Genomic DNA, 25,429 nt, shown 5'->3' with positions numbered 1-25,429 from the left:
GGATGGCGATCATCCACACCCCGTCGGCTTCCCCGGCCAATACCTGCCCGGAGACGCGAGCGGCCCTGCGCCGGACGGCCGCCATTCGATGGCCGCTGTTCCTCGCCGTAATCGCTTGCGGGCCATTGGCATTCGTGCTGAGCAGTACGGTCGGTCACTCGAATGTGCACGTCGTCAGCAGAATCGGTGCGCAGCTGGCCGGCGTCGCCGGCATCGTGTTCGTCATCGGGACCATCGTCGGTTGCGTGTTCGGCTGGATCGGTCATCGGAAGCGGAAGGCGCTGCGCCGCTTTCCGTGGGTGGCCTGGCCGATCCGATACATCAGCGTGGGCGGCGACGAATGGGTCGAATTGATCGGGCCGGACGGCGTATCCGTTTCCGCGCTTCAGCTCAGCACTTGGCCGGGCGAGCGCGGAAAGCTGGTGAATCACCGAACCACCGAAGCCTGGTTCGCCGGTGATCCGAGCAAATACGGCGTGATCTCCAGGCCCGGTGGCGGCGACCTCCGCCACGCCTATCTTGCCACCCCGAAAACCCCGCCCGAACTGACCTTTCGCGATGACTCGACCGATCGACCCGGTCGGCCTGCGTCGACCAAACCCGCATACGAGCTGAGCCGAGAACGCGGACACGCGGCGATGAAGCCGGTCGAGGGACCACCGGAGACACGGAAACCGTTCGGCCGGAGGGACGATTCCAGATACCCGTCACCACGCACGCTGCGGCGAGTCCTTGCCTTCGTCATCGACTGGCTCATTCACGCGGGATGCGGCATCGGCGCAGCCATCGCCGTGAGCCCAGGGTTCTCCCCCGACGCGATAACTCGCCACGACTGGCAGCACATCGGGGTGAATCCGGTTGTGGCGGTGGGCTTCTTTCTCGCCGCATCCGCATTCGACCGGATCATCATCCAGTCGATATTCCATACAACGATCGGCAAAGCGCTGTTCGGCCTGGTCGTCATTCGCCCCCAGGACGGCAAGTACCCGTCATTCGGCCGACTACTGGCGGTGTGGTTGTTCCATGTGTACCTGCCGCTCGGCCTCTTCGGCGGCGGCCCGGACCAGATCGGGGATTATTTCCTACCCGCGGTGCGACGACGAGATGTGCTGCGGGACAACGATCCAGCGAAATCCGAGGAGCGGTGATGGCAGGAACGCGCGGTGTGGCGACGATGCGGACCGGGCGCTCCCGGGTCGCGGTGCTTCGCGCCGATTCAGCGGCGGCGTGGGCGGCGCAGACCGGAAAGGGCAAGGGCCGCAAGGGCTCCTGCGCCGAAAAACGTTGCTCCCGCGCCGACGGAGAGTTCGCGGGCTGACGTGCGCGGGGCGATGATCGCGGCGGGCGGTGCGGGGATTTCGGCTTCGGGTTCGTTGTCGGAGGCGGTGGCGGCCCAGGCGGTGGCGAACAGGATGATGCGGTAGGTGACGTAGCTGAAGACCATCAGGCCGATGATCGAACCGAACGCCGCGCCCGCGGGACTGCTCAGCACCTTTTGCAGATAGATCGACGCGACGAACTTGAACACCTCGAAGACCACGGCGGCGAGGGCGGCGGCCTTGGCGGCGCTGGCCAGCGTGACCGGTTCGCGGGGCAGCCGGGCGATGATCCAGGCGAAGACCGCCCAGGAGGCGAGGAAGCCGAGCAGGATCGACGCCAGCGCCAGCAGCAGCCGGGCGCCGGGCAGGTGCGACAAGCCGAGGCTGATCAGCAGCCGGGCGCCGAGGGTGCTGGACGCCAGCGCGGAAAGCCCGAGGGAGACAACGAAGGCCAGGCCGAGACCGAGCAGCGCGCCGAGGTCGGACAGCTTGGCCATGAACCAGTTCTGGTCCTCGCTCTTCTGCTCCCACTGCTCGGTCAGCGCCGCCCGCAGGTTGGCCATCCAGCCGAGCCCGGACCAGATCCCGGCCAGCAGGCCGATGACGCCGACGGTGCCGCGCGACTCGATCGCCTTGTCGATCAACTCGTTCAGTTGCTCACCGAGCGAGCCGGGAATGTTGTCGACGATCTTGGTCTGCACCTCGCTGAGCAGATCCGGATTGCTGGACAGCACGAAGCCCGCGATCGCGAAGGCCACCATCAGCAGCGGAAACAGCGACAGCACGGTGAAATACGTGATGCCGGCCGCGTAGTAGTCGCCGCGCTGACGCTGATACCGTCCGCCCGCGCGCACCAGATGGTCCAGCCATGGCAGCGCCTGGATCCGTCGTTCGATCCCGGCCTTGATGTTGTCGATCACCTGCACCAGTTCGCCCCTTCAGGAGAGATCTCGCAGGTGCCGCCGTCAGCGGGCCAGCAGGCCCACTCGGTCGTATACCTGTGCGAGGGTGTTGCCGGCGATCTCTCGCGCACGCTCGGCACCGGCGGCGAGGATACGGTCGAGTTCGCCCTGATCCGACAAGTACTCTCGCACCTTCGCCTGCAAAGGCGTGACAAATTCGACCAGCGCGTCGGCCACATCGGATTTCAGGTCGCCGTAGCCCTTGCCTTCGTAATCCTTTTCGAGCGTGACGATCGGGCTGCCGGACAGCGAGCTCAGGATCACCAGCAGGTTGCTCACACCCGGCTTCTGCTCCGGGTCGTAGCGGATCTCCCGCTCGGTGTCGGTCACCGCGGAACGGACCCGCTTCGCGGTGATCTTCGGATCGTCGAGCAGGTTGATCAGGCCCGCGTCGCTGGACGCCGACTTGCTCATCTTCGAGGTCGGATCCTGCAGGTCGTAGATCTTGGCGGTGCCCTTCTCGATGTGCGCCTCGGGCACCACGAAGGTCTTCTTGAACCGGGTATTGAAGCGCTGCGCCAGGTTTCGGGTCAGCTCCAGATGCTGGCGCTGATCCTCGCCGACCGGCACCTGGTGCGGGCGGTAGAGCAGGATGTCCGAGGCCATCAGCACCGGGTAGGTGAACAGCCCGACCGACGCGTTGTCCGAGCCCTGCTTGACCGACTTGTCCTTGAACTGGGTCATCCGGCTGGCCTCGCCGAAACCGGTGATGCAGCTGAGCACCCAGGCCAGCTCGGCGTGCTCGGGCACCTGGCTCTGCACGAACAGCGTCGACTTCTTCGGGTCGATGCCCAGCGCGAGCAGCTGCGCGGCGGCGGCCTTGGTCTGTGCCTTGAGCGCCTTCGGATCCTGCGGCACGGTGATCGCGTGCAGGTTCGGGATGAAGTAGAGCGCGTCGTAGTCGTCCTGCATGGTCACCCAGTACTGCAGCGCCCCAAGGTAGTTGCCGAGGTGGAACGAGGTACCGGTGGGCTGGATCCCGGAAAGGACGCGCTGCTTACGTTCAGCGGCCGGGGCTTCTGCAGGAACGGACATACCCCGATCTTTCCATGCCCTTCAAGCGGAATTTCGCTCCACCCAGTTGCGCGGGTCGACCCCCGGCATACTCGGCCGCCCCTTGGTGACCAGCTGATGCTCACGCCGGGAAACGAGCTTGTAGACCGGCGCGCTCGGCCCGGCCAGGGTGCTGCGCAGCACCGGCGGTACCAGCGGCGTCGCCACATGCGCGGTGCGCACGGCCTGCGCGAGCGCCCGGTAGGCGACCTGATCGGCGAGCCCCCAGCGCATGCCGTACATCTGCCGGATCCGCGGCGGCAGGCTGCCCTGCACCAGCAGGAAGAACGCGGAGGTGACCTGCTGCATCGGCATCCGCTGCGGATACGGCACACGCTGGCCGGCCAGGTAGGAGCCGACCAGCCGGGCCTCGTCGGTGAGGAACAGTTCGTCGGAGGCGAGGTAGGCGTCGAAGGACGCGCGGAACTCCGGGTAGCTGCCCGGCGCCGCGTCCGCGGGCATGCCGAACAACTCGGCCCAGCGCACGTAGTCCTGATACAGGCCCTCGCGCTCGCCGTCGGTCAGGGTGCGGACCAGCAGGTCGTACATCACCTCGGCGGAGTCGAAGGTGAACGCCATCGTCATGTACATCAGGTGCGGGTCGAGCGCGGAGTAGCCGGTGCCCGCCGGGTGGTGCGGGCCGGCGTCCTCCGGCAACGCGCCGCGCACCTTGGCGTGTTTGTTCGTGGTGAAGGCGAGCGCGCGATCCGCCTCGGCCTTGCTGCCGAGGAATACGGCCTCGAACAGGTGACCGGTGAGCGAGAGCCGGGTGTACGGCGTCATCCGATGCTCGGTGTTCTCCGCGGTGCCGACGTAGAGCAGCGGGTGGACCGCGCCGACGACCAGGGCGCGCTGGCCGTAGGTCAGGCCGACGGCCCGCTTGCGCATCACCCGCCGAGCCATGGAGTGGTCGCTGAAATAGCCGGGCTCGGACATTGCTGCCTCCTCATCGAGAGCATCTGGCAACAGCATCCGCCAGATTCGGCAATCTGGCAATACTCTCTGCCAGAATTAGGCGTGCCAGAATCGAGTTGTGAGTGCCCAGCGGACGTATGGAGGGATCACCGCCGAAGAGCGGCGGGCGCAGCGGCGCTCGGCGTTGCTCGAGGCGGCACTCGAGATCATCGGCAGCCAGGGGTTGGCCAAGCTGACGGTGTCGGGACTGTGCGCCCAGGCGGGGCTCAACGAGCGGTACTACTACGAGAGTTTCGACAGTCGGGATGCCGTGCTGACCGCGCTGGTCGACACGATCGCCGAGGAACTCGCGGTCGCGATCGTGGCGGCGGTGAGCACCGCGCCGAAGGACTCGCGGGCCACCGCGCGGGCCGCGATCGCGGCGGGTATCCACCTGCTCACCGACGATCCGCGCAAGGCCAAGGTCACGCTGGTCGCCGGTATGGCGACGCCGGAATTGCGGGCGCGCACAACGGAAACGGTGCGGGTGTTCGCGCGGATGGTCGCGGCCGAGGGCATCGACTTCTACGGGATCGACGACCCGGACTCCGATCCGGCGATCGACTTCCGGGCCAACTACCTGGTCGGCGGCCTGGTGCAGACGCTCACCGCGTGGTTACAGGGCGAACTGACCATGACCCGCGACGAACTGATCGAGCACACCACCGACGTGTTCGTCTTGCTCGGTGAGGATTTGGCGCACCGCTTGGCGTGAGGTTCAGAGCTCCAGCGTGACGTCGTGCAACCCGGGCGATTCCCCTTGCAGGACAACGCGGAACGGGATGCCCTTGCGCGACCAGTACTCGGCGCAGTCCCGCATCGCCTCGGCGAACCAGTCCCGCTCGGTCGGCTCCTCGGCCAGCAGGTGGACCGAATCACGCACAACGACAACGTATCCCGTGGCCTCGCCGACGAAATCGTCCAGGTCGCGCAGACATTCGTCGAAGGCGTCCTTGTTCTCGCCGAAGTAGTACGGGAATTGCAGCGCCGAGGCGACCTCGTCGAACACCCGCCCGACCGTGCGCATCTTGGTGCCGCGCAGTTCGCGCACCAGGTAGCCGGACGGCGCGCGGTAGCGCACGCCGCTCAGCTCGGCCGCGTCGACGACGGCGGCACCGAGCGCGGGCGCGGCGCTGCGCTGCGTGCGCGATTCGGTCTCGATCGGGCGAGCAAGGAACTGCGACAACGGAATTACCTTGGACATCAGCGCATCCTCGTGAAGGTCTCGTAGTGGTCCCCGGTGTACCAGGCCGATCCGTCGCTGCCGGTGACGATGCGCTCGGCGTCCCTGGATCGGCCACGCTGCTTGGGATTCACATCCCACTCCTGATAGGTGATCGGTTTGCCCGCAACGTCTTTGGCGGCCAGCGTGCCCGCGCGATTCATCCAGCGGTCGCCGCCCTTGGTGCCGGGGGCGTTGGCCGAATCGGGCCAGCGGCCCGCGTCGATCTCACGCAGGGTGTCGTAGGCCTTGCCGGGTACGCCCGGTGCGCGGCTGGTCGGCGAGGCCGGTTCCGATGCCCGCGGCGCGCCGGGGATCGGTGCGCTGCTGGTAGCGCGCGCGGTGGTGGCGGCCGTGCCGGTGTCGTTGCCGCCGCGCAGTCCGAGGACCGCGACGACGACCAGCGCGACCGCCACCACGCCCAACCCCGCGAGTGTCCGAATTGCCTTCGGCGACAGGTTCATCGGTACTGCACCGTGACCGGCGCGTGGTCGGACCAGCGCTGGTCGTAGGCGGCGGCGCGTTCCACCACGGCCTGCTTGGCGCGGGCCGCGAGATCACCGCGGGCGAGTTGGTAGTCGATGCGCCAGCCGGTGTCGTTGTCGAAGGCGCGGCCGCGGTAGGACCACCAGCTGTACGGGCCGGGGACCGCCGGATGCAGTTGGCGCACCACGTCGACGTAGCCGGCGGCGAGCAGTTCGTCGATCCAGGCGCGCTCCTCGGGGAGGAATCCGGCCGACTTCAGGTTGCCCTTCCAGTTCTTCAGGTCGAGTTCGGTGTGCGCGATGTTCCAGTCGCCGCTGACCACGAAATCGCCGGTGCGGGCGGTCAGATAGGCGCCGAGTTCGGCCATGTACCGGTACTTTTCGTCCTGGCGCGGGGTGCCCTCCTCACCGGAATGCACGTACACGCTGGCGACCGTGACGTCGCCGAAGTCGGCCTCGATATACCGGCCGGACGCGCCGAACTCGCTGCTGCCGAAGCCGATTCGGACCGCGTCCGGTTCCCGCCTGGACAGGATCGCGACACCGGCCCGGCCCTTGGACTCCGGCTCGGCCTGCGCCAGCCACCAGCCGTCGGCCAGCGCGGGCGCGAGCGCCGCTCTGGTCTGCTCGTCGGTGGCCCTTGTCTCCTGGACACAGACGATGTCGGCCTCCGTCGCGGCGAGCCAGGCCAGCATGCCTTTGCCCGCGGCCGCGCGGACGCCATTTACGTTCACAGTCGAAATGATGTAGGCCACGGCACGACCGTACAATGCTGGTCAGATGAACTCCCTCGGACACCGCCGTCCAGGAAAGGGTGATGACGATGCCGTCTGACACCGCCAAGCCCGCCGGCGCCACCAGCGCCGCGCGGACGCCGGTCACAACCAAGGCCAAGCCGGAGCTGCCCAAGGCGGTCAAAGCATTGCATCTGGGTTCCGGGGACCCGCTGCTCCTGTTGCACGGCTTCATGATGTCGCCGCACTGCTGGGAGCAGACCGCGACGCGGCTGGCCAGCCAGTGTGAGGTGTACGCGCCAGCCTTCGCCGGGCACTGGGGTGGCGAGCGCGCGGACGGCTGGTCGGTCGACGTGCACGCGCTGGCCGACCGCATCGAGGATCAGCTCGACGAACTCGGCTGGCGTACCTGCCATATCGCGGGCAACTCGCTCGGCGGCTGGGTCGGGGTCGAACTCGCGCGGCGCGGCCGGGCCCGCACGCTCACGCTGGTCGCCCCCGCCGGTGGCTGGCATGCGCCGTCGCTCACTCAGCTGCGGATCAATCTGAAATTCCTGTCGCTGGTGCCGATCGTCGAAATCGGCAAGCGGCTCGGCGGTTTCGCGATCAACAACCCGATCGCGCAGCGGTTCACCCTGCTGTGGCTGAGCAAGAACGCCGCCGCGGTCTCCCGGCGCGACACCGCCGCCGCGATCATGGCCGCCCTGCACTGCCCGTCCATGTTGCCGTTCCTCGTCAGCAGTCTGCGCGGGCCCGAGCAGGAAGACCTGTCCACGCTGCGGACGCCGGTCCGGCTGCTGCTGTCCGAATACGACCGCGTCATCCCCAATCGCGTGTACGCCCGTCGCTATCTGAAGGAACTCCCCGAGTCCGCCGACCGCATCGTCGTGCACGGCGTCGGACACGTGCCGATGCTCGAGGCGCCGGACCGCATCGCCACCCTCATCGCCGAGCACGTGTACGCCAGCCGCAACCGCCTCCGCGCGGTGTGAGACACGGGATTTCCACAGGTCAGGAAGTTATCCACAGTTCGTAGAAAGGTCTCGATCCGGCGCGCGCCCGCGCCTACTGTTTCGAGGCATGGGGAGCACACAAACCGACCGCGCAGTACACAGACTCCGCGGCGACGTCGACGGCCTGTACGAGCTGAACAGCAAGATGAGCCGTGAGGCCAAAGAAACCGACACCGTGATTCGCGACACCAACCTAAGACTCCGGCGATTGTCGCGAACGTCCGGCCGCCAGTTCGGCGTGCTCCTCGCCGCCCACCGCCAACACGGCCACCGCCTGGATCGAGTGGACTCGCTACTCGGAGAAGTGGCAACACAGGTGAACCACCTGATGCCACTACCGGCACGGATGGACGAGCTCACGGAACAAATGAGCTGTCTCGCACCGCTGCCAGCACGAGTGGACGAGCTCACAGAGCAAATGGGCCGCATGGCACCACAAGTGGGCGAACTGGCGGAGCAAGTGAGCTGCCTGGCACCGCTGCCTGCGCGTGTGGGTGAGCTCGCAGACCACATGAGCCGCATGGCACCACAAGTCGATGAACTGGCGGAGCAAGTGAGCTGCCTGGCACCGCTGCCTGCGCGTGTGGGTGAGCTCGCAGACCACATGAGCCGCATGGCACCACAAGTCGATGAACTGGCTGAGCAAGTGAGCTGCCTGGCACCGCTGCCTGCGCGTGTGGGTGAGCTCGCAGACCACATGAGCCGCATGGCACCACAAGTCGATGAACTGGCGGAACAAGTCAGCTGCCTCACACCACTACCAGCGCGTGTAGATGAACTCACGGAACAAGTGAGTCACCTCGCACCGCTGCCAGCGCGAGTAGACGAACTCACGGAACAAGTGAGCTACCTCGCACCGCTGCCGGCGCGGGTGGATGAGCTTGCGGGACAGGTGGATTACCTGACTGAGCAAGTCGATCGGCTTGCACCGCTGCCGCAGCAGGTGGACGGGCTCGCGGGACGGGTGGATGCAGTCGCGGGGCGAGTGGACGGGCTCGTTGTACAAATGGACGGGTTGTCGGGGCGAGTGGACGGACTCACCGGGCAAGTGGACGGGTTGTCGGGGCGGGTGGATGGGCTCACCGGGCAAGTGGACGGGCTGTCAGGGCGAGTGGATGGGCTCGCTGGGCATGTGGACGTTCTTACCGGGCATGTGAATGACCTGACTGGGCACCTGAACGATCTCACTGGGCATGTGGATGATCTGACGGGACATCTGAATCAATTGACCGAGCGCGTGGATCATCTGACGGGGCGGGTGGATTACCTCGCGGAGCATGTGGATCGGCTTGTGGAGTTGCCGGGACGGGTGGCCGGGCTCGAGGGGCAGGTGGATGAGTTGGCAGTGGTGGTGCGGCAGAACTCGCAGACGTTGGAAGTGGTGGTCGATTTGCTGCGGAAGCAGCAGCCTGCGTCACTGGAGGGTGAGGGCTAGCCGGCGGCCAGGGCGCGGGCGCTTCCTCTTCCCACTTCATTTTAGCCTGGGCGACACTCGCAATACATCGGCCTGCGGGTCGATGTATTGCGGGCATCGGGCTTTTACTCTGTGGACCGGTCTTGGTCGAGGCACAGGGTGGAGCACATGGATGAATTGACGGGCAAGGTCGCGGTTGTCACGGGGGCGGCCAGCGGAATCGGCCGGGGTATGGCCGAGGCATTCCTGGATGCGGGGATGCGGGTTGTGCTGAGTGATGTGGAAGTGGATGCGCTGCATTCCACGGCTGCCGAATTGCACGACCACGGGGCGAACGTGCATGCCGTGGTGGCGGATGTTTCCGCGCCGGATGATGTCACAGAGTTGGCCGAGGCGACGCTGGAAAAGTATGGGGCGGTGCATGTTCTGTGCAATAACGCGGGAGTTCACTCCGGTGGGCGGCCGTCCTGGGACAGCACGCTGGATGACTGGGAGTGGATCCTGGGTGTGAATCTGATGGGGGTTGTGCACGGGCACAGCATCTTTCTGCCGATCATGATCGAGCAGGACGAGCCCGCGCATATCGTCAATACGGCGTCGCTGGCGGCCTTGGTCGGCGGAAGCTCGCTATACGGCGCGACGAAAGCGGCGGTTGTCGCGCTGTCGGAAACTATTCATCACGAACTGGTCGACGGTGGTTTCAAGCCACGAATATCGGTCCTTTGTCCCGGCTTGGTCGCCACGAATATCTTTGATTCAGAACGGAATCGGCCGACCCGCTATGCCGAGACCGGCCCACGCCCGGCCGGCTGGGATGTCGAGGCCGCGCGGACGGCATTCGCACTCGGCACCAGCCCGCGAACAATCGGCGAACAGGTCGTCCAGGCCATTCACGAAGAGCGTTTCTACGTTCTCACGCACCCGGAATGGAAAGGACATATCGAACATCGAATGAAACAGATCCTCAACGGCGACAACCCGACTCGATTGCCGCCGCCAGATATGTGATCGACGCTCAGGACGCTACGTCGGACTGCTTGCGATCGGTTCGGGGAAAGCCCAGCACCAGTCGGCAGACCTCGTCGGGTACGTCCAACTGCGGGCAGTGGCCGACACCGGGCAGTGCGACGAACTCGCTGCCGGGCAGCATTGCGTGCAACGCGCGGGCGGCGGAGATCGGAATAATGCGGTCCTTGGTGCCGTGGACGACGAGGACCGGACAGCTGACTACGAGATCGACATGACCGGCCGGGTGTTCGCGGGCGTAGCGGGCCGCATCCTGGCCGCGGGCGGCCACCGCCGCCATGTCGGGCACCGAACGTATTGCGGTGGTGAGGAATTCAGCGTCGGCGACAACGCCGGGTCCGTAGACGAACAGCGCTACCGCGCGGCGCACACTCCAGCGCACCAGCGCGGTCGGAATGGGCAGGAGGCCGATCAGACGGAAGAACATTCGGTATTCACGCAGGCGACCGACGCGGGCCAGCCAATGACGGGCCAAGAGCGGCTCGTCGAGGGAGACCACCGAGACGACCTCGCCACCCTGGTGCCGAGCGGCAGCGTGCAACGCGGTGGCGGCACCGAGGGAATTGCCGACGAGGGCCAGTGGACCGCGCTCGGCGATGATCGCATCGACGAAGCTGTTGAACTGCGAGGTCATCGGACCCGGTCGGCGCCGATCCGCCAAGCCGAAACCGGGAAGGTCGACGGCGAAAGCCGCACGGCCGGCGGCTGCCAAAGCGGTGAGAACACCGCGCCAGGTGTCCGCACTGTCGGCGTACCCATGCAGTAGCAGGATCGGAGTGCCGGCCCCGGCGACGGAGAGGACGCGAGTGCTGACGCCGTCGTAGCGCGCGGTGGTTTCAGTGATCATCGGCCGGTTGCTCCTCAATGAGCACGCACCAGCACGGTGCGTAGGACCAGCGGCGTTTCGATTGCGCGACAGTCGATCCCGGGCGCGCACGCCGTTGTAGCGCACCCGGGATCGGTAGAACTGTCAGGCCAGCAGACCCTTGGCGATGTGCGTCACCTGGATCTCGTTGCTGCCCGCGTAGATCATCAGCGACTTGGCGTCGCGGGCGAGCTGTTCCACCCGGTACTCGGTCATGTACCCGTTGCCGCCGAACAGCTGCACCGCTTCCATGGCGACCTCGGTGGCCGCCTCGGACGCGTACAGCTTCATGGCGGACGCCTCGGCGAGCGTCGGTGGCTTACCCGCGCGACCCCGCTCCAGCGTGTTGAACACCATGTTCTGCACGTTGATCCGGGCGATCTCCATCTTGGCCAGCTTGAGCTGGACAAGCTGGAAGCGGCCGATCTCCTGGCCCCAGAGCTTGCGGTTCTTCGCGTAATCCAGGCAGAGCCGGTGACATTCGTTGATGATGCCCAGCGCCATGAAGGCCACGCCGACGCGCTCGGCGGTGAAGCTGGACCGCGCGCTCTCCCGGCCGTCGCCGCCCTTGTGCTCCTCGGTCTCGCCGAGCAGGCGGTCCTTGCCGAGCCGGACGTTGTCGAAGAACAGCTCGCCGGTGGGCGAGGCGTGCAGGCCCATCTTCTTGAACGGCTTGCCCTGGGTGAGCCCCTCCATGCCCTTGTCCAGGACGAAGGTGAGCACCTTGCGCTCGCGCTTGTCGCCGCCGTCGCCTTCGTCGACCTTGGCGTAGACGATCATCACGTCGGCGAACGGGCCGTTGGTGATGAAGGTCTTCTGGCCGTTGAGCAGGTAGTCGTCCCCGTCGCGGCGGACGTAGGTCTTCATGCCGCCGAACGCGTCGGAGCCGGAGTCGGGCTCGGTGATCGCCCACGCCGCAACCTTTTTCATGGTCACGATGTCGGCGAGCCAGCGCTGCTTCTGCGCCAGCGTGCCGCGCGACATGATGGTGGTCGCGCCGAGACCGATGCTGACGCCCATCGCGGTGACCAAACCCATGCAGACACCGGACAGTTCGCCGATCACCACCGCCATCAGCGATTCCTGCCCGGCGAACGGGCTACCGCCGGAGGACTTTTCCTTCTTCTTCTCCGGCAGCGGCTCGCCCGCGGCGATCGCCTCTTCTTTGGCGCGCTGCTTCGAGAGCAGCTTCTCCACCGCCTCGCCGCCCATGGCGTCGATCCCGAACTCGCTGAACAGCTTCCGGATGATCGGATACGGCGAGAGTTCGCCGCTGTCGAGGGCGTCCAGGTTGGGCCGGATCTCCTTGTCGATGAATGTCCGCACGGCATCGCGGATCATGACATCGGTCTCGGACCATTCGAACATCGTTGTTCTCCTTAACGTTGCGGCGAGCTCAGGGCAGCCGAGCGGAGATGTCGTCGATCAGCCATGGTCCCTCGGTCTCGATCGTCTTCACATCGTGCCAACCGGCCAGCTCGGAGATGGCGCCGCCCTGCACCGCGAACACCTTGCCGGTGATCGGGCACTTGTCCGAGGCGAGGTAGGCCACCAGCGGCGAGATGTTGGCGGGGCTGAAGGCATCGAATTCGCCGTCTTCGACCTCGTCGGCCTCGGCCGCCATCATGGCGCCCATGCCGGGCGTGGCCAGGGTGAGCCGGGTGCGCGCGATCGGCGCGATGGCGTTGACCCGCACGCCGTAGCGGGCGAGTTCGTCGGCGGCGACCAGGGTGAGCGCGGCAATCCCCGCCTTGGCCGCGCCGTAATTGGCCTGGCCCGCGTTCGGCACCGTGGTGCCGGAGGCGGACGCGGTGTTGATCACCGCGGCGTTCGGCTGATTGCCCGCCTTGCTCTGGTCTTTCCAGAAGGCGGCGGCGTGGTGCAGCACGGCGGCGTGGCCCTTCAGGTGCACGGCGATCACCGCGTCCCACTGTGCCTCGTCCAGGCCCGCGATGAACGCGTCGCGCAGGATGCCGGCGTTGTTGACCACGATGTCGAGGCCGCCGAGCTCGGAAATCGCCTGGTCGACCACGTTCTTCGCGCCGTCCCAGGTGGCGATGTTCGCGGTATTGGCGATCGCGGTGCCGCCGGCGGCGATGATCTCGTTCGCGACCTCCTGCGCGGGCGTGGTGTCGGTGCCCTCGCCGGCGTTGCTGCCACCGAGGTCGTTGACGACCACGGCCGCGCCCTCCCGGGCGAACAGCAGGGCGTGCTCGCGACCGATGCCGCGACCGGCGCCGGTGATGATGGCTACTCGACCTTCGAGTGCACCCATCGATGTCTCCTCTTCCTCAAGTCTGTGCTGAATGTCAATCCGCGATCTCGGCGAGCCCGTCGCTGAGGACGACGTCCTCGCCGCGCACGGTCTCGAAGGCGTAGGTGGTGACGCCGTCGGCGGAGCCGACCTTCCAGACGCGGGTCTCCAGATCGTCGCCGGGGAACACCATCTTGGCGAAGCGCACGGCAAATCGCTTGAGCCGGTTGACATCCGACCCGCCGACCTCGGTGAGCACCGCCCAGGACGCGAACGCCATGGTGCACAGCCCGTGCGCGATCATGCCGGGCAGCCCGGCGTCCTTGGCCACCTGCTCGTCCAGGTGCAGCGGCACCGGATCGCCGGAAGCCGGTGAGTACCTGAAGGTCTGGTCGTCGTCCACGTGCTGCGGCACGACCGCCACCGGCGGCTGCGCGCGCAGGTTCTCGTCGAACTTGTGCGCCGGCGCCGCGGCGCCGACCGTCTTGCCCGCGTCGATATTGCGGAAGAAGGCGGTCAGATACTGCTCGTTGACCAATTCCCCTTCCTCGGTGCGGCATTCGATGAGGATGGTGATCGCCGTGCCGTTGGGCCTGCTGGTGTAGCCGGTCGCCTTGGCCCGCGAGACCAGCTGGTCGCCGGGCTGGATGGCCCGGTGGAAGTGGAAGTCCTGCTCGCCGTGCACAACCCGGCCGAAGATGTCCATCGGCGCGACCTCGATCACCGGCATCATCATCGCCTCGAAGACGGGGACGATGGCGAAGACGGGCGAGGCGACCTTGCCCGCGAGGTGCGCCTCGATCGGATCGTTGGTGGCCGCGGCGTATTCGCCGATCCGCTCGCCGGTCACCTCGAAACGTTCGTCGTCACACCAGGTTTCGAGACCGGCGTCGTCGAACTCGACGAGCCGGGCGGTGCTGGTCTCCGAGGTCATGCGGAAGCCAGGGCGTCGAGCTGCTCGAGCGACTTGTCCAGCTGCTTGAGGCCGTCCTTCTCGACCGCCTTGCCGAGCGCGCCCTTGATCAGCGCGCCCTCGAAGTCACCGGAGACCAGGATGGTGCTGCCGCCGTCGCCCTTGGGCTGGATGTCGAAGGTGAATTCGGTCTTCACCCCGGCCATTCCGGTGCCGCCGAGGGTGAGCTTGGTCGGCTGCTCGACCGAGACCACGGTCCACTCCAGCTTGTTCGCCATGCCCAGCATGACGATCTTGGCGACCAGCTTGGCGCCCTCGGTCAGCACGGCCGGCGGCTCCTCCATGAAGCGCTCGTGGATGGTGAACCACTTCTCCCAGGTGTTCGGGTCGGAGACGACCGTCCACAGCGCCTCGGGGGTGGCGTTGACGTCCTTGGTGGCTTCGATGTGTCCCATTGAGATGACTCCTCGTCGAATTTCGGTGTGCGAGTTCAGCGGTCAGCGAGTTTGGCGAATCAGCGGTCGGCGCGCCGGTACGCGGTCACGACCGCGGCGCCGCCGAGGCCGATGTTGTGCTGCAGGCAGGCGGTGACGTCGTCGACCTGACGCTTGTCCGCGGTGCCGCGCAGCTGCCAGGTGAGTTCGGAGCACTGCGCCAAACCCGTTGCGCCGAGCGGATGTCCCTTGGAGATGAGGCCGCCGGACGGGTTCACCACCCACTTGCCGCCGTAGGTGGTCAGGTTCTCGTCGATCAGCTTTCCGGCCTCGCCCGGACCGCAGAGGCCGAGCGCCTCATAGGTCAGCAGTTCGTTGGCCGAGAAGCAGTCGTGCAGCTCGATGACCTGGAAGTCCTCGGCGCCGAGACCGGCCTGCTCGTAGACCTTCCGCGCGGCCTGCACGGTCATGTCGTAGCCGACCAGGTTCTTGGCGGTCTCGTCGAAGGTGGACTTGTAGTCGGTGGTCATCGCCTGTCCGACGATCTCCACCGCCTGCGCGGCCAGGTTGTGCTTGTCCACGAACGCCTCGCTGGCCAGGATCACCGCGCCCGAACCGTCGGAGGTCGGCGAGCACTGCAGCTTGGTGAGCGGGTCGTAGATCATCCGCGAACCGAGGATGTCGTCCATCGAATACGCGTCCTGGAACTGCGAATACGGGTTGTTCACCGAGTGTTTGTGGTTCTTGTAGCCGATCTTGGCGAAGTGTTCGGCGGTGGTGCCGTACTGCTTCATGTGCTCGCGGCCGGCCGCGCCGAACATCCACGGCGCCACCGGGAACAGCACCTCGGAGATCTCGGCGAGCGCCATGATGTGCCTGGCCATCGGCTGCTCGCGGTCGTCCCAGGTGGAGCCGAGCGAGCCCGGCTGCATCTTCTCGAAGCCGAGGGCCAGCGTGCACTCGGCCAGCCCGCCCCGAATCGACTGTGCCGCAAGGTAAAGCGCGGTCGAGCCGGTGGAACAATTGTTGTTGACGTTGACCACCGGGATGCCGGTCATACCGAGCTCGTAGACCGCGCGCTGGCCGGAGGTGGATTCGCCGTAGACGTAACCGACGTAGGCCTGCTCGACCAGGTCGTAGGCGATGCCCGCGTCGGCGAGCGCCTTGGTCCCGGACTCGCGAGCCATATCCGGGTAGTCCCAATCGGTGCCGTCTTCGTTCTTGCGGCGGCCCGGCTTCTCGAACTTCGTCATGCCGACGCCGACGACGTAGACCTTGTTCGCCATCGAACTCCCTCAGGTTGTGCCTGTGCCGCCGCGTGTGGGCAGCGGTGAACCGATCCGTCCGGATCCAGCTGAAAACAAACATACAGAGATGTATGTAAGTACGCAAGGTTGTCAGCGTTACCGCAGGTTGCGGATACCGAATAGCCAGGTGGTAACGCCTGGTCCAACACATACAGCCAGAGGTGTATGTATCGCCAGTTTGCGCTGGTACGCAGCAATTTCCCGAGCCGGGAACCGCCCTCGACGCCATCGCTGTGACGTGCCTCACCGCCCCCGATGCCGTAACAGCCGCGTAATCGTTCGGAAATTCCCCGTCCACAACCGTGTACGACCGTCGAATGGTTGCAGTTATCGATGCGGGGATGAGGAGTAAACGTGGTCGAGCTCGATACCCGGTCGTCGAATTCCGACGGGATCGCCGCAGCGAAGGAAACACTCGAGGACTACACGCTGCGGTTCGCGCCACGGAGCTACCGGAAATGGAGCCCGGCCGTGGTCGGCATCTCCGCCCTCGGCGGCATCGCCTACCTGGCCGACTTCGCCATCGGCGCGAATATCGGCATCGCGCACGGCACCGGGAACGCGCTGCTCGGCATCGGTTTCTTCGCGATCGTCATCATGGTCACCGGATTTCCGCTCGCCTATTACGCGGCGCGCTACAACCTCGATCTCGACTTGATCACGCGTGGTAGCGGATTCGGTTATTTCGGCTCGGTGCTCACCAATGTGGTGTTCGCCTCGTTCACCTTCATCTTCTTCGCGCTGGAGGGGTCGATCATGGCCCAGGGGCTGGAACTCGGCCTGGGCGTACCGCTTTGGCTCGGTTATCTGGCCTCGACCGTGCTCATCTTCCCGCTGGTCATCTACGGCATGAATACGCTGGCCAAGTTGCAGGTCTGGACCACGCCGCTGTGGCTGCTGCTGATGGTGCTGCCGTTCGGGTTCCTGCTGGTGCGGCATCCGGATTCGGTGTCGTCGTTCTTCGCCTACGGCGGCGAGAACGGTTCCGGGGTAAGCGTTTCCGGCACGCTGCTGGCCGCGGGCGTGTGCCTGTCGCTGATCGCGCAGATCGCCGAGCAGATCGATTACCTGCGCTTCATGCCACCGCGCACGCCGGAGAACGCGCGTAAGTGGTGGGGCTGGATGCTGCTGGCCGGTCCGGGCTGGGTGGTGTTCGGCGCGCTCAAGCAGGTGGTCGGGCTGTTCCTCGCGGTGTATCTGATCGCGAATCTGCCTGCCGCGCAGGGCATCGCGAACCAGCCGGTGCACCAGTTCCTGGAGATCTACCGGGACATGGTGCCGGGCTGGCTGGCCATGACGCTGGCCGTGGTGCTCGTGGTGATCAGCCAGATCAAAATCAATGTCACCAACGCGTATTCGGGCTCGCTGGCCTGGACCAACTCCTACACCCGAGTGACCAAGTCCTACCCGGGCCGGCTGATCTTCCTCGCGGTGAACCTGGTGATCGCGCTGATCCTGATGGAAGCCAACATGTTCGACTTCCTGAACAACATCCTCGGCTTCTACGCCAACTGTGGCATCGCCTGGATCGTCACCGTCGCAACGGATATCGCGGTCAACAAGTATCTGCTGAAGATCTCGCCGAAGCAGCCGGAGTTCCGCCGCGGCATGCTCTACGACTTCAACCCGGTGGGGCTGGTCGGATTCGGACTCTCGGCGGTGCTGTCGATCATGACGTTCTTCGGGGTCTTCGGCGAGCTGCTGAAGCCGTACTCACCGATCGTCGCGCTGGTGGTCGCGTTCGTCGCCACCCCGCTCACCGCGATCGCCACCAAGGGCAAGTACTACCTGCGCCGCACCGACGACGGCATCGACCTGCCGATGTTCGACGAGCACGGCAACCCGTCCGGCGAGACGCTGACCTGCCACGTCACCGGGCTGGAATTCGAACGCCCGGACATGATCGCCTCGGCGGTGCCCGGCCCGGCGGGCGAGATCCAGTACATCAGCTCGCTCGCCCTCTCCACCGACAAGGCCGGCGACCACCTACTCCCCCGGCAGCGCTGATCCCGAGCGGGACATGGCGAACGACTCCGCCATGTCCCGCTCGATCAGTCGGTAGCGCGGACGTCGGCCAGCGCCGCCTCGGCGATGTTGCGCAGGTGGGCCGTGGCGCGACGCCAACGGCGTTGGGCGCGTTCGTTGTCCGGGTCGACGAAGTTGGAGACGAGGATGCCGCGCAGGGCGTCCATCGCGGTGTAGATGAAGTCGCGGGCCTCTTTGCGGCGGATCTCGTCGGGGACGAAGCGGGCGACGGCCATCAGGACGGCGTTGTTGACGAACGGCTCGACCTTCTCCATCGCGGCGGCCAGCACCGGGTCGGTGCGCCCGGCCACCCACAGTTCGACGGTCGCGATGAACAGCGGCCCCTGATGCAGCTCCCACAGGAATTCCAGCGCGGCGGCGACCGGATCGTCGCCGCGCTCGACCTTGGCCATCTCCCGCATCGCGGTCTCGGCACGCAACTGGGCCAGGTGGCTGATCGCGGCGACGACCAGATCGGTCTTGGAACCGAAGTGGTGCACCTGGGCGCCGCGGGTGACGCCGGCGCGTTCGGCAACCCGCGGTGTCGTGGTGCCCGCGTAGCCGTATTCGACCAGACAGTCGATGGTCGCGTCGAGCAGCCGGGTGCGCATCTCGGTGCTGCGCTGCTCCTGGGTGCGGCGCTGCGGTTTCGCGACTTCGATCCTGGCCATCCGGCGATTCTACACTTACATACAGCTCTGTATGTTGCCGAAGCGCCGGGTCAGGCGACCAGGGCCGCCGCCGCGACGAGGCGGGCGTCGCGCCTGGCGACCCGGACGGTGATCGCGAACAACACCACGCCGACCACGGCGAGGCCGGCCCCGACCACGGCGGGCGCGGTGTAACCGAGCCCGGCAGCGATCACAGCGCCGCCGAGCCACGCGCCGCCGGCGTTGGCGATGTTCAGCGCGGCGTGGTTGAGCGCGGCGGCCAGCGTCTGCGCCTCGTGTGCCACGTCCATCAGCCGGGTCTGCAAGCCGGGCGCCAGCGACGCACCGGTCGCGCCGACCAGGAACGCGCCGATCGCGGCGGTGTACGGATTGTGCGCCGCCGCAACGAAGACCGCGAGGATGACGGCCATGCCGATCATCGAGGCGTAGATCGCCCGATCCACACCGCGGTCGGCGAGCACGCCGCCGACGATATTGCCGACCACCATGCCGACGCCGAACAGCATCAGCACGATCGGCACCAGGCCGGCGGACATGCCCGCCACGCTGGTGAGAGTCGTGGTGATGTAGGTGTAGACGGCGAACATGCCGCCGAAGCCGATCGCGCCGACCAGCAGGGTCAGCAGCACCTGGGGACGGCGCAGGGCGCCGAGTTCGGTCATCGGGTTGGTCATGGTGATGCCGGTGAGCTCCGGCACGAAGCGGATCAGCGCGGCTACCGTCGCCAGCCCGATCACCGCGACCACCACGTACGCGTCGCGCCAGCCGAGATGCTGGCCGAGCCAGGTGGCTGCGGGAACGCCGACAACATTGGCGGCGCTCAAACCGAGCATAACCGCGGCAACCGCTTTCGCGCGCTGACCCACCGGGGCGAGGGTGGCGGCGGCCAGCGAGGCCACGCCGAAGTAGGCGCCGTGCGGCAGGCCGGAGACGAAGCGGGCGAGCACCAGGGTGTGGAAGGTCGGGGCGAGCACGGTCGCCACGTTGCCCAGGGTGAACGCCGCCATCAAGGCGATGAGCAACTTCTTGCGCGAAGCCCGGGCGAACACGGCGGCAATGACCGGAGCGCCGATCACCACGCCGAGCGCGTACGCCGACACCGCGTGTCCCGCAGTCGGCTCGGAAACACCCATGGCGCGCGCGATGTCCGGCAGCAAACCCATGGTGACGAATTCTGTTGTGCCGATACCGAACCCGCCGAGCGCCAGCGCGAGCATGGCAGGCATATGCCAAGTCGTCCGCGCGGCCTCGGGGCGTGCGGGGGCCTGGGAGGCGAGGGGTGTGGTCACGTATCCATGAAACGCTTGAATGGGCCGTTTCGCTTCCCGAGTAAACGTGAGTTGAGACACGCTGACATCAAGAAAACGTGCAGGTCAGAATGTAAAACCGCGCATTAGGGACACCGCGGGCACTCGACCTGGCAAATTCCATTCGGAAACAATCGCGTACCCCACGCCGGTCGGACACCCGGACCACCGGATGTGGGCAGCGTCATCCCGGCCGCGGATTCGCTTCCCGTTCCAGGAAATTCAGGCCGAGCGTCGCTCGAAGGTGCGGCGGTATTCGACCGGCGTGACCCCGACGACCGCGGCGAAGTGCCTGCGCAGGTTGGCGGCGGTGCCGAGGCCGCACATCCGGCTGATCCGATCGATGCCGAAATCGGTGGACTCGAGCAGGGATTGCGCGCGGGCCAGGCGCTGGGTGAGCAGCCACTGTTTGGGCGTCGAGCCGATCGACTCCCGCAGCCGGCGATGGAAGGTGCGCGGACTCATAGTGGCGCGCGCGGCGAGCAGCTCGACGGTGAGCAGCTCGTCGAGGTGCGCGACGGCCCATTCCAGCGCCGGGCCGAGGTCGGCCGCGGCCCGCGCCGAGACGGACAGATCGACGAACTGGGCCTGCCCACCGGCCCGGTTCGGCGGCGCCACCAGCCGCCGGGCCAGCCGGTTCGCCACGGCGGCGCCGAAGTCGCGGCGGACCAGGTGCAGCGAAAGATCCAGCGCGGCGGTCATTCCCGAGCTGGTGAGGATGTCGCCGTCGTCGACATAGAGCGCGGACTCGTCCACCTCGGCGGCGGGAAAGCGACGGGCCAGCACCGCCGCGTGCTCCCAGTGCGCGGTGACCCGGCGGCCGTTCAGCAGGCCCGCCGCGCCGAGCACGAAGGCGCCGTTGCACAGCGCGACCATCCGCGCGCCCCGGCGATGCGCCTCGACTAGGGCGTCGAGCAGTTCGGGCGGCACCTCGCGATCGTCGGTGGTGCAGTCGTAGGCGATCGACGGCACGAAAACGGTGTCGGCCGAGACCAGTTCGGCCACGCCGTACTCGGCGCGCAGGAACGCGCCGTGCCCGATGGCCGACTCGCCGACCTCCGGCCGCACCGAGCAGATCCGCAGGTCGTACCAGGGGTCGGCGATGTCGGGCTGGGGCGTGCCGAAGATCGCGCCGACCACGCCGAGTTCGTAGAGGTCCCAGGGATGCAGCGCGCCGGGGGTGACGGCGATGGCGACGGTATGGCCGGTCATGCCCGCCAGGATATGGCGGGAACCGTTCGCCGCTGGTCGGTCCTGCCACTCGCGCGGTCCGCTTCGCCGGCGAAAACTGAGCAGCGGGCGCCCACCCGACGAACTCACGGATCTACGGAGGAACGCATGACCAGCGATCACACGGCCGACACGCGCGTGACGGTGCTCGGGCTCGGGCGGATGGGTTCGGCGATCACCGAGCGCTACCTGCGCGCCGGCTACCCGACGACGGTGTGGAATCGGACGCCGGGCCGGGCGGCGCACCTGGACGAGCTCGGTGCCGGACGCGCCGAATCCCTCGCCGGCGCAATCACGGCGGGTGACCTGATCGTCCTCTCGCACATCGACACCGCGGGCGTGGCGGCCCTGCTCGAAACCGTCCCCGACGCGATGACCGGACGCACGGTACTGAACGTCTCGACCGGTCGCCCCGACGACGCACGCGCCCTCGCAACCTGGATAGCCGCGCGCGGCGGGCGATTCCTGGACGGCGCGATCCTCGGCATGCCCGCGACCCTGGGCACACCCGACGCGCTGATTCCGTACAGCGGGTCGGTGGAGGCGGCGGCCGAGCACCGCGCGGCGATCGCGGAGCTGGGCGCCGCGACCTACCTCGGCACCGACGCCGGACTGGCGGCTCTGCACGACATGGCGGTGCTGGCCGGCATGTACGGCATGTTCGGCGGCTTCTTCCAGGCGACGGCAATGCTCGGCGGCGAGCCGACCACCGCGCACCGGCTCACCGCCGAGTTCCTGGTGCCGTGGCTGCGCGCACTGCTCGACGTCCTGCCCACCCTGGCCGCCGAACTCGACGCGGACGAGTTCGCGCCGACGTTCGCGAGCATCGCGGAGATGGGTGCGGTGCTGGAGACGATCCGCGGCGTGAGCCGCGAGCAAGGCGTCCCCACCGACCTGCTCGATCCGATGCAGCGACTGCTGGCGGCCGGCGTGCAGCACGGACTCGGTGCGGACAACTTCACCCGCGCAGTGCGAGTGGTCCGCGACCACACGGTTCCGGCCTGACCGGAAAAACAGTCCGGGCACCCGTACCACCAAGTGGTGCGGGTGCCCGTAAGGTCATCCCCCGGCGCCGGATTCTGTTCCAGCGCCGGGTTGTTCGCTGGTCAGCGCAGGGCGCGGGCCAGGTTGGCGTCCAGGGCGCCGAGGAATTCCTCGGTGCTCAGGTAGCCCTGATCGCCACCGACGAGCGAGGCGAGGTCCTTGGTCATCTGGCCGCCTTCGACGGTCTTGATGACGACATCCTCGAGGGTCTGCGCGAAGCCGATGACCTCGGGGGTGTTGTCCAGCTTGCCGCGGTGCTCGAGCCCGCGCGTCCAGGCGAAGATCGACGCGATCGGGTTGGTGGAGGTCGGCTTGCCCTGCTGATGCTGGCGGTAGTGCCGGGTGACGGTGCCGTGCGCGGCCTCCGCCTCACAGGTCTTGCCGTCCGGGGTCAGCAGCACCGACGTCATCAGGCCGAGCGAGCCGAAGCCCTGCGCCACGGTGTCGGACTGCACGTCACCGTCGTAGTTCTTACAGGCCCAGACGTAGCCGCCCTCCCATTTCATGGAGGAGGCGACCATGTCGTCGATCAGGCGGTGCTCGTAGGTCAGGCCCGCCGCGTCGAACTGGGTCTTGAACTCGGCATCGAACACCTCCTGGAAGGTGTCCTTGAACATGCCGTCGTAGGCCTTGAGGATGGTGTTCTTCGTGGAGAGATACACCGGGTAGTTCTGCTGCAGGCCGTAGTTGAACGAGGCCCGCGCGAAATCGATGATCGAAGCCTTGAAGTTGTACATGCCCATGACGACGCCGCCGTCTTCCGGCATCTTCACGACTTCGTGCTGGATCGGCTCGCTGCCGTCCTCCGGCGTGAAGGTGATCGTGACCGAACCGGCCTGATACACCTTGAAGTCGGTGGCGCGGTACTGGTCGCCGAAGGCGTGACGGCCGATGATGATCGGCTTGGTCCAGCCCGGCACCAGGCGCGGGACATTGGAGATGATGATCGGCGCACGGAAAATGGTGCCGCCGAGGATGTTGCGGATGGTGCCGTTGGGCGACCGCCACATCTTCTTCAGGCCGAATTCCTCGACGCGTGCCTCATCCGGCGTGATGGTGGCGCACTTGACGCCGACGCCGTGGCGCTTGATCGCCTCGGCCGCGTCGACGGTGACCTGGTCGTCCGTCTTATCCCGGTACTCGATGCCCAGGTCGTAGTACTCGAGATTCACATCGAGATACGGGTGGATCAGCTTGTCCTTGATGAACTGCCAGATGATCCGGGTCATCTCGTCGCCGTCGAGTTCGACGACGGTACCTTCAACCTTGATTTTGGACATGGATCTTCGTGTCCTCCTAGGATGGTGCCCTCATTGCACGGCCAGGTGAACACGCTTGTGAGCGGACCCCAGCTGTTCCAACAGACAACGTATATGCCCCGCGTTGTCCGCGAGACGTGTGGTGCAAACAAGACAAGCGTACTGCTGCCGATGATCGTGGTGTGCGGGCAGCCCCCCGAGTGAGAAACCCCACGAACTTACTGGCTGGTAGGTCATTCTGCAATTCGCAGGTCACCCACGCAACGACCTCGGTCCGCGCAGCGCCGAGCTGGCGATACGCGGACCGAGGGGTGAAGCAGGAAAATTTCAGACGCCGACGTGGACCGGGCGCGCCCCGTCCTCGGAACCTTCGATGAGGTTCTCCGGCCGGTCCCGGATCATGAACGCGATCACCGGAACGGCGGCGAGGAAGAATCCGGCGCCGACGTAGAACGCCACGTCGTAACTGTGGATCGAGGCGCGAGCGATCAAGTTGTCGATCGTCGCGTGGCTCTCCGCGTAGGACTTGGCGGTCTGCACCGAGATGGTGGTCAGCAGGGCCGTGCCGACCGCGCCGCCGACCTGCTGCGCCGCGTTCAGCAGCGCACTGGCCACACCGGAGTCCGCCTCCTCGACCTGGTGCAGCGCGACGGTCTGCATGCCGACGAACAGCGGACCCATGCCGAGCGCGATCAGCACCTGCGCGGGCAGCACGCTGGCGGCGTAGCTGTCGCCGAAGCCGAGCTGGGCCAGCCACAGCAGGCCGAGCACGCCGAGCACGGCGCCGGCCACCATCAGCGGCCGCGGGCCGAGCTTCGGCAGCAGCGCACTGGTGACACCCGCGGAGATCGCGATGCCGGCCGGGAAGGGCAGGAACGCGAAGCCGGCCTTGAGCGAGGAGTAGCCCAGGGTGATCTGGAAGTAGTAGCTCAGGAACAGGAACATCGCGAACATGGCGATCGGCACCAGCAACGCCGCGAGGAACGCGCCGCCACGGTTGATCTCCCCCGGAATGTGCAGCGGCAACAGCGGATTCGCCGAGCGCCGTTCGATCACGACGAAGGCGATCAGCAGCGCGGCGCCGGCGATGAGCAGGCCGAGGGTGCTGCCGGAGAGCCAGCCGTCCTCGGCCGCGCGGCTGAAGCCGTAGACGATCGAGATCAGGCCGAGCGTCACGGTGACCGCGCCGGGCACGTCGTAGCCACCGGTCCGCGGCGCAGGCACGTCCTTGACCACCCAGGCCAGCGCGCCGACCAGGGCGAGCAGCGCGATCGGGGTATTCACCAGCAGGCACCAGCGCCACGAGGCGTACTCGGTGAGCGCGCCGCCGGCGATCAGGCCGAGCGCGGCGCCACCGGCAGAGATGCCGGCGAACACGCCGAACGCGGTGGCCCGCTCGCGCGCCTCGGTGAAGGTCACCGACAACAGCGACAACGCCGCGGGCGCGAGCAACGCCGCGAACGCACCCTGCAGCGCACGTCCGGCGAACATCTCCGCGCCGTTCTGCGCGAGACCGGCAAGTGCCGACGCGGCGGCGAAACCGACCAGGCCGACGATGAACATCCGGCGCCGGCCGAGGTAGTCGGCCAGCCGGCCGCCGAGCAGCAGCAGGCCGCCGAAGATCAGCGTGTAAGCGGTCAGCATCCACTGCTTGTTGCCGTCGCTGATGCCGAGATCCTGCTGGGCAAAGGGCAGCGAAATGGTCACGATGGTGGCGTCCAAGACCACCATGAGCTGGGCCAATGCGATCACGCCGAGGGCGAACCAGCGTGCCGAACTGCCTTGTTTCTGGGGAACTTCTACCGCTTGCGCAGTGTCGGTCACGGTCATCTCCTCGTCTTCGGAACTCGGTGGCTATCCTGTCAGTAGACGACATTTGGCGTCAAGCGAAAAATGTCGTGATGCGACATTTGGCGGTTACGGACACGAAAACACTAG

24 protein-coding genes are annotated in these 25,429 nt (G+C 66.8%); 7 read left to right on the top strand and 17 right to left on the bottom strand.

The genetic code is table 11. The features are described from left to right. Positions 1-2: 2 nt before the first annotated feature. Positions 3-1,148, top strand: coding sequence for an RDD family protein (locus AB0M22_RS39985; protein ID WP_364738255.1), 1,146 nt, complete (start codon positions 3-5; stop codon positions 1,146-1,148). A gap of 68 nt (positions 1,149-1,216) precedes the next feature. Here the strand turns inward: AB0M22_RS39985 and yhjD are convergent, their stop codons facing one another. The 3 genes from yhjD to AB0M22_RS39970 are packed head-to-tail and all read right to left on the bottom strand — an operon-like array spanning position 1,217 to position 4,270. Then, positions 1,217-2,245, bottom strand: a complete 1,029-nt coding sequence (yhjD, locus tag AB0M22_RS39980) for an inner membrane protein YhjD (RefSeq protein WP_364738046.1) — start codon at positions 2,243-2,245, stop codon at positions 1,217-1,219. Between the two features lie 39 nt (positions 2,246-2,284). Beyond that, positions 2,285-3,316 (bottom strand): tryptophan--tRNA ligase, encoded by a 1,032-nt coding sequence (gene trpS, locus AB0M22_RS39975; protein ID WP_364738044.1) that lies wholly within the window; start codon positions 3,314-3,316, stop codon positions 2,285-2,287. 21 nt (positions 3,317-3,337) lie between these two features. After that, the gene (locus AB0M22_RS39970; protein WP_364738043.1) at positions 3,338-4,270 is read right to left on the bottom strand and encodes an oxygenase MpaB family protein; all 933 of its coding nucleotides are present in this window, start codon (positions 4,268-4,270) and stop codon (positions 3,338-3,340) included. Between the two features lie 97 nt (positions 4,271-4,367). Here AB0M22_RS39970 and AB0M22_RS39965 point away from each other — a divergent pair, with 97 nt between their 5' ends. Beyond that, positions 4,368-5,003: a TetR/AcrR family transcriptional regulator gene (locus tag AB0M22_RS39965; protein WP_364738041.1), complete on the top strand. Its 636-nt coding sequence runs from the start codon at positions 4,368-4,370 to the stop codon at positions 5,001-5,003. 3 nt (positions 5,004-5,006) lie between these two features. On the opposite strand, the gene AB0M22_RS39960 is transcribed toward AB0M22_RS39965, so the two are convergent. From AB0M22_RS39960 to AB0M22_RS39950, 3 genes are read right to left on the bottom strand one after another with little or no spacing between them, the layout of a single operon-like run. After that, positions 5,007-5,492, bottom strand: coding sequence for a barstar family protein (locus AB0M22_RS39960; protein WP_364738038.1), 486 nt, complete (start codon positions 5,490-5,492; stop codon positions 5,007-5,009). Continuing rightward, positions 5,492-5,974 carry a ribonuclease domain-containing protein gene (locus tag AB0M22_RS39955; protein ID WP_364738035.1) on the bottom strand — a complete coding sequence of 161 codons (483 nt, stop codon included), beginning with the start codon at positions 5,972-5,974 and terminating at the stop codon, positions 5,492-5,494. Before AB0M22_RS39955 ends, AB0M22_RS39960 begins: the two co-directional genes overlap by 1 nt. Continuing rightward, positions 5,971-6,750 carry an exodeoxyribonuclease III gene (locus AB0M22_RS39950; protein WP_364738032.1) on the bottom strand — a complete coding sequence of 260 codons (780 nt, stop codon included), beginning with the start codon at positions 6,748-6,750 and terminating at the stop codon, positions 5,971-5,973. The genes AB0M22_RS39955 and AB0M22_RS39950 overlap by 4 nt, the downstream gene beginning before the upstream one ends. 62 nt (positions 6,751-6,812) lie before the next feature. On the opposite strand from AB0M22_RS39950, the gene AB0M22_RS39945 reads away from it, so the two are divergent. The 3 genes from AB0M22_RS39945 to AB0M22_RS39935 all read left to right on the top strand — a co-directional run bounded on the left by AB0M22_RS39945 (position 6,813) and on the right by AB0M22_RS39935 (position 10,164). Beyond that, the gene (locus tag AB0M22_RS39945) at positions 6,813-7,721 is read left to right on the top strand and encodes an alpha/beta hydrolase (RefSeq protein WP_364738029.1); all 909 of its coding nucleotides are present in this window, start codon (positions 6,813-6,815) and stop codon (positions 7,719-7,721) included. An 88-nt stretch (positions 7,722-7,809) separates the two neighbouring features. Continuing rightward, positions 7,810-9,177: a hypothetical protein gene (locus tag AB0M22_RS39940; RefSeq protein ID WP_364738026.1), complete on the top strand. Its 1,368-nt coding sequence runs from the start codon at positions 7,810-7,812 to the stop codon at positions 9,175-9,177. 147 nt (positions 9,178-9,324) lie between these two features. Then, complete coding sequence (locus AB0M22_RS39935) at positions 9,325-10,164, top strand: SDR family NAD(P)-dependent oxidoreductase (RefSeq protein WP_364738023.1); 840 nt, start codon at positions 9,325-9,327, stop codon at positions 10,162-10,164. A 7-nt stretch (positions 10,165-10,171) separates the two neighbouring features. Here the strand turns inward: AB0M22_RS39935 and AB0M22_RS39930 are convergent, their stop codons facing one another. The 6 genes from AB0M22_RS39930 to AB0M22_RS39905 form a co-directional block, all read right to left on the bottom strand. Next, the gene (locus AB0M22_RS39930; RefSeq protein ID WP_364738020.1) at positions 10,172-11,029 is read right to left on the bottom strand and encodes an alpha/beta hydrolase; all 858 of its coding nucleotides are present in this window, start codon (positions 11,027-11,029) and stop codon (positions 10,172-10,174) included. A 123-nt stretch (positions 11,030-11,152) separates the two neighbouring features. Continuing rightward, on the bottom strand, positions 11,153-12,415 hold the full coding sequence (locus AB0M22_RS39925) for an acyl-CoA dehydrogenase family protein (protein ID WP_364738017.1): 1,263 nt from the start codon (positions 12,413-12,415) through the stop codon (positions 11,153-11,155). Between the two features lie 28 nt (positions 12,416-12,443). Beyond that, complete coding sequence (locus tag AB0M22_RS39920; protein WP_364738015.1) at positions 12,444-13,322, bottom strand: SDR family oxidoreductase; 879 nt, start codon at positions 13,320-13,322, stop codon at positions 12,444-12,446. Between the two features lie 34 nt (positions 13,323-13,356). Beyond that, positions 13,357-14,235, bottom strand: coding sequence for a MaoC/PaaZ C-terminal domain-containing protein (locus AB0M22_RS39915; protein WP_364738013.1), 879 nt, complete (start codon positions 14,233-14,235; stop codon positions 13,357-13,359). After that, positions 14,232-14,669 carry an SRPBCC family protein gene (locus tag AB0M22_RS39910; RefSeq protein ID WP_150404245.1) on the bottom strand — a complete coding sequence of 146 codons (438 nt, stop codon included), beginning with the start codon at positions 14,667-14,669 and terminating at the stop codon, positions 14,232-14,234. The genes AB0M22_RS39915 and AB0M22_RS39910 overlap by 4 nt, the downstream gene beginning before the upstream one ends. A 59-nt stretch (positions 14,670-14,728) precedes the next feature. Next, the gene (locus AB0M22_RS39905) at positions 14,729-15,934 is read right to left on the bottom strand and encodes a lipid-transfer protein (RefSeq protein WP_364738009.1); all 1,206 of its coding nucleotides are present in this window, start codon (positions 15,932-15,934) and stop codon (positions 14,729-14,731) included. 375 nt (positions 15,935-16,309) lie between these two features. Between AB0M22_RS39905 and AB0M22_RS39900 the strand changes: the two genes are divergently transcribed. Further along, positions 16,310-17,962: a hypothetical protein gene (locus AB0M22_RS39900; RefSeq protein WP_364738007.1), complete on the top strand. Its 1,653-nt coding sequence runs from the start codon at positions 16,310-16,312 to the stop codon at positions 17,960-17,962. 44 nt (positions 17,963-18,006) lie between these two features. Here the strand turns inward: AB0M22_RS39900 and AB0M22_RS39895 are convergent, their stop codons facing one another. The 3 genes from AB0M22_RS39895 to AB0M22_RS39885 form a co-directional block, all read right to left on the bottom strand. Beyond that, complete coding sequence (locus AB0M22_RS39895) at positions 18,007-18,651, bottom strand: helix-turn-helix domain-containing protein (protein ID WP_364738004.1); 645 nt, start codon at positions 18,649-18,651, stop codon at positions 18,007-18,009. 50 nt (positions 18,652-18,701) lie between these two features. After that, positions 18,702-19,877, bottom strand: a complete 1,176-nt coding sequence (locus AB0M22_RS39890) for an MFS transporter (protein ID WP_364738253.1) — start codon at positions 19,875-19,877, stop codon at positions 18,702-18,704. A 303-nt stretch (positions 19,878-20,180) separates the two neighbouring features. After that, positions 20,181-21,170, bottom strand: coding sequence for a helix-turn-helix domain-containing protein (locus tag AB0M22_RS39885; RefSeq protein ID WP_364738002.1), 990 nt, complete (start codon positions 21,168-21,170; stop codon positions 20,181-20,183). Here AB0M22_RS39885 and AB0M22_RS39880 point away from each other — a divergent pair. Next, positions 21,123-22,193 (top strand): NAD(P)-binding domain-containing protein, encoded by a 1,071-nt coding sequence (locus AB0M22_RS39880; RefSeq protein WP_364737999.1) that lies wholly within the window; start codon positions 21,123-21,125, stop codon positions 22,191-22,193. The genes AB0M22_RS39885 and AB0M22_RS39880 overlap by 48 nt on opposite strands. 101 nt (positions 22,194-22,294) lie before the next feature. Here AB0M22_RS39880 and AB0M22_RS39875 read toward each other — a convergent pair whose 3' ends face one another. Beyond that, entirely contained in the window at positions 22,295-23,512 is a 1,218-nt protein-coding gene (locus tag AB0M22_RS39875) for an NADP-dependent isocitrate dehydrogenase (RefSeq protein WP_357386468.1), read from the bottom strand. A gap of 306 nt (positions 23,513-23,818) precedes the next feature. Next, the gene (locus tag AB0M22_RS39870) at positions 23,819-25,321 is read right to left on the bottom strand and encodes an MFS transporter (RefSeq protein ID WP_364737997.1); all 1,503 of its coding nucleotides are present in this window, start codon (positions 25,319-25,321) and stop codon (positions 23,819-23,821) included. Positions 25,322-25,429 lie beyond the last annotated feature (108 nt).

Origin of the sequence: Nocardia sp. NPDC051756, assembly GCF_040681495.1 — a bacterium.
Classification (GTDB): Bacteria; Actinomycetota; Actinomycetes; order Mycobacteriales; family Mycobacteriaceae; genus Nocardia.
This window is presented reverse-complemented; position numbering and strand designations above follow the sequence as displayed.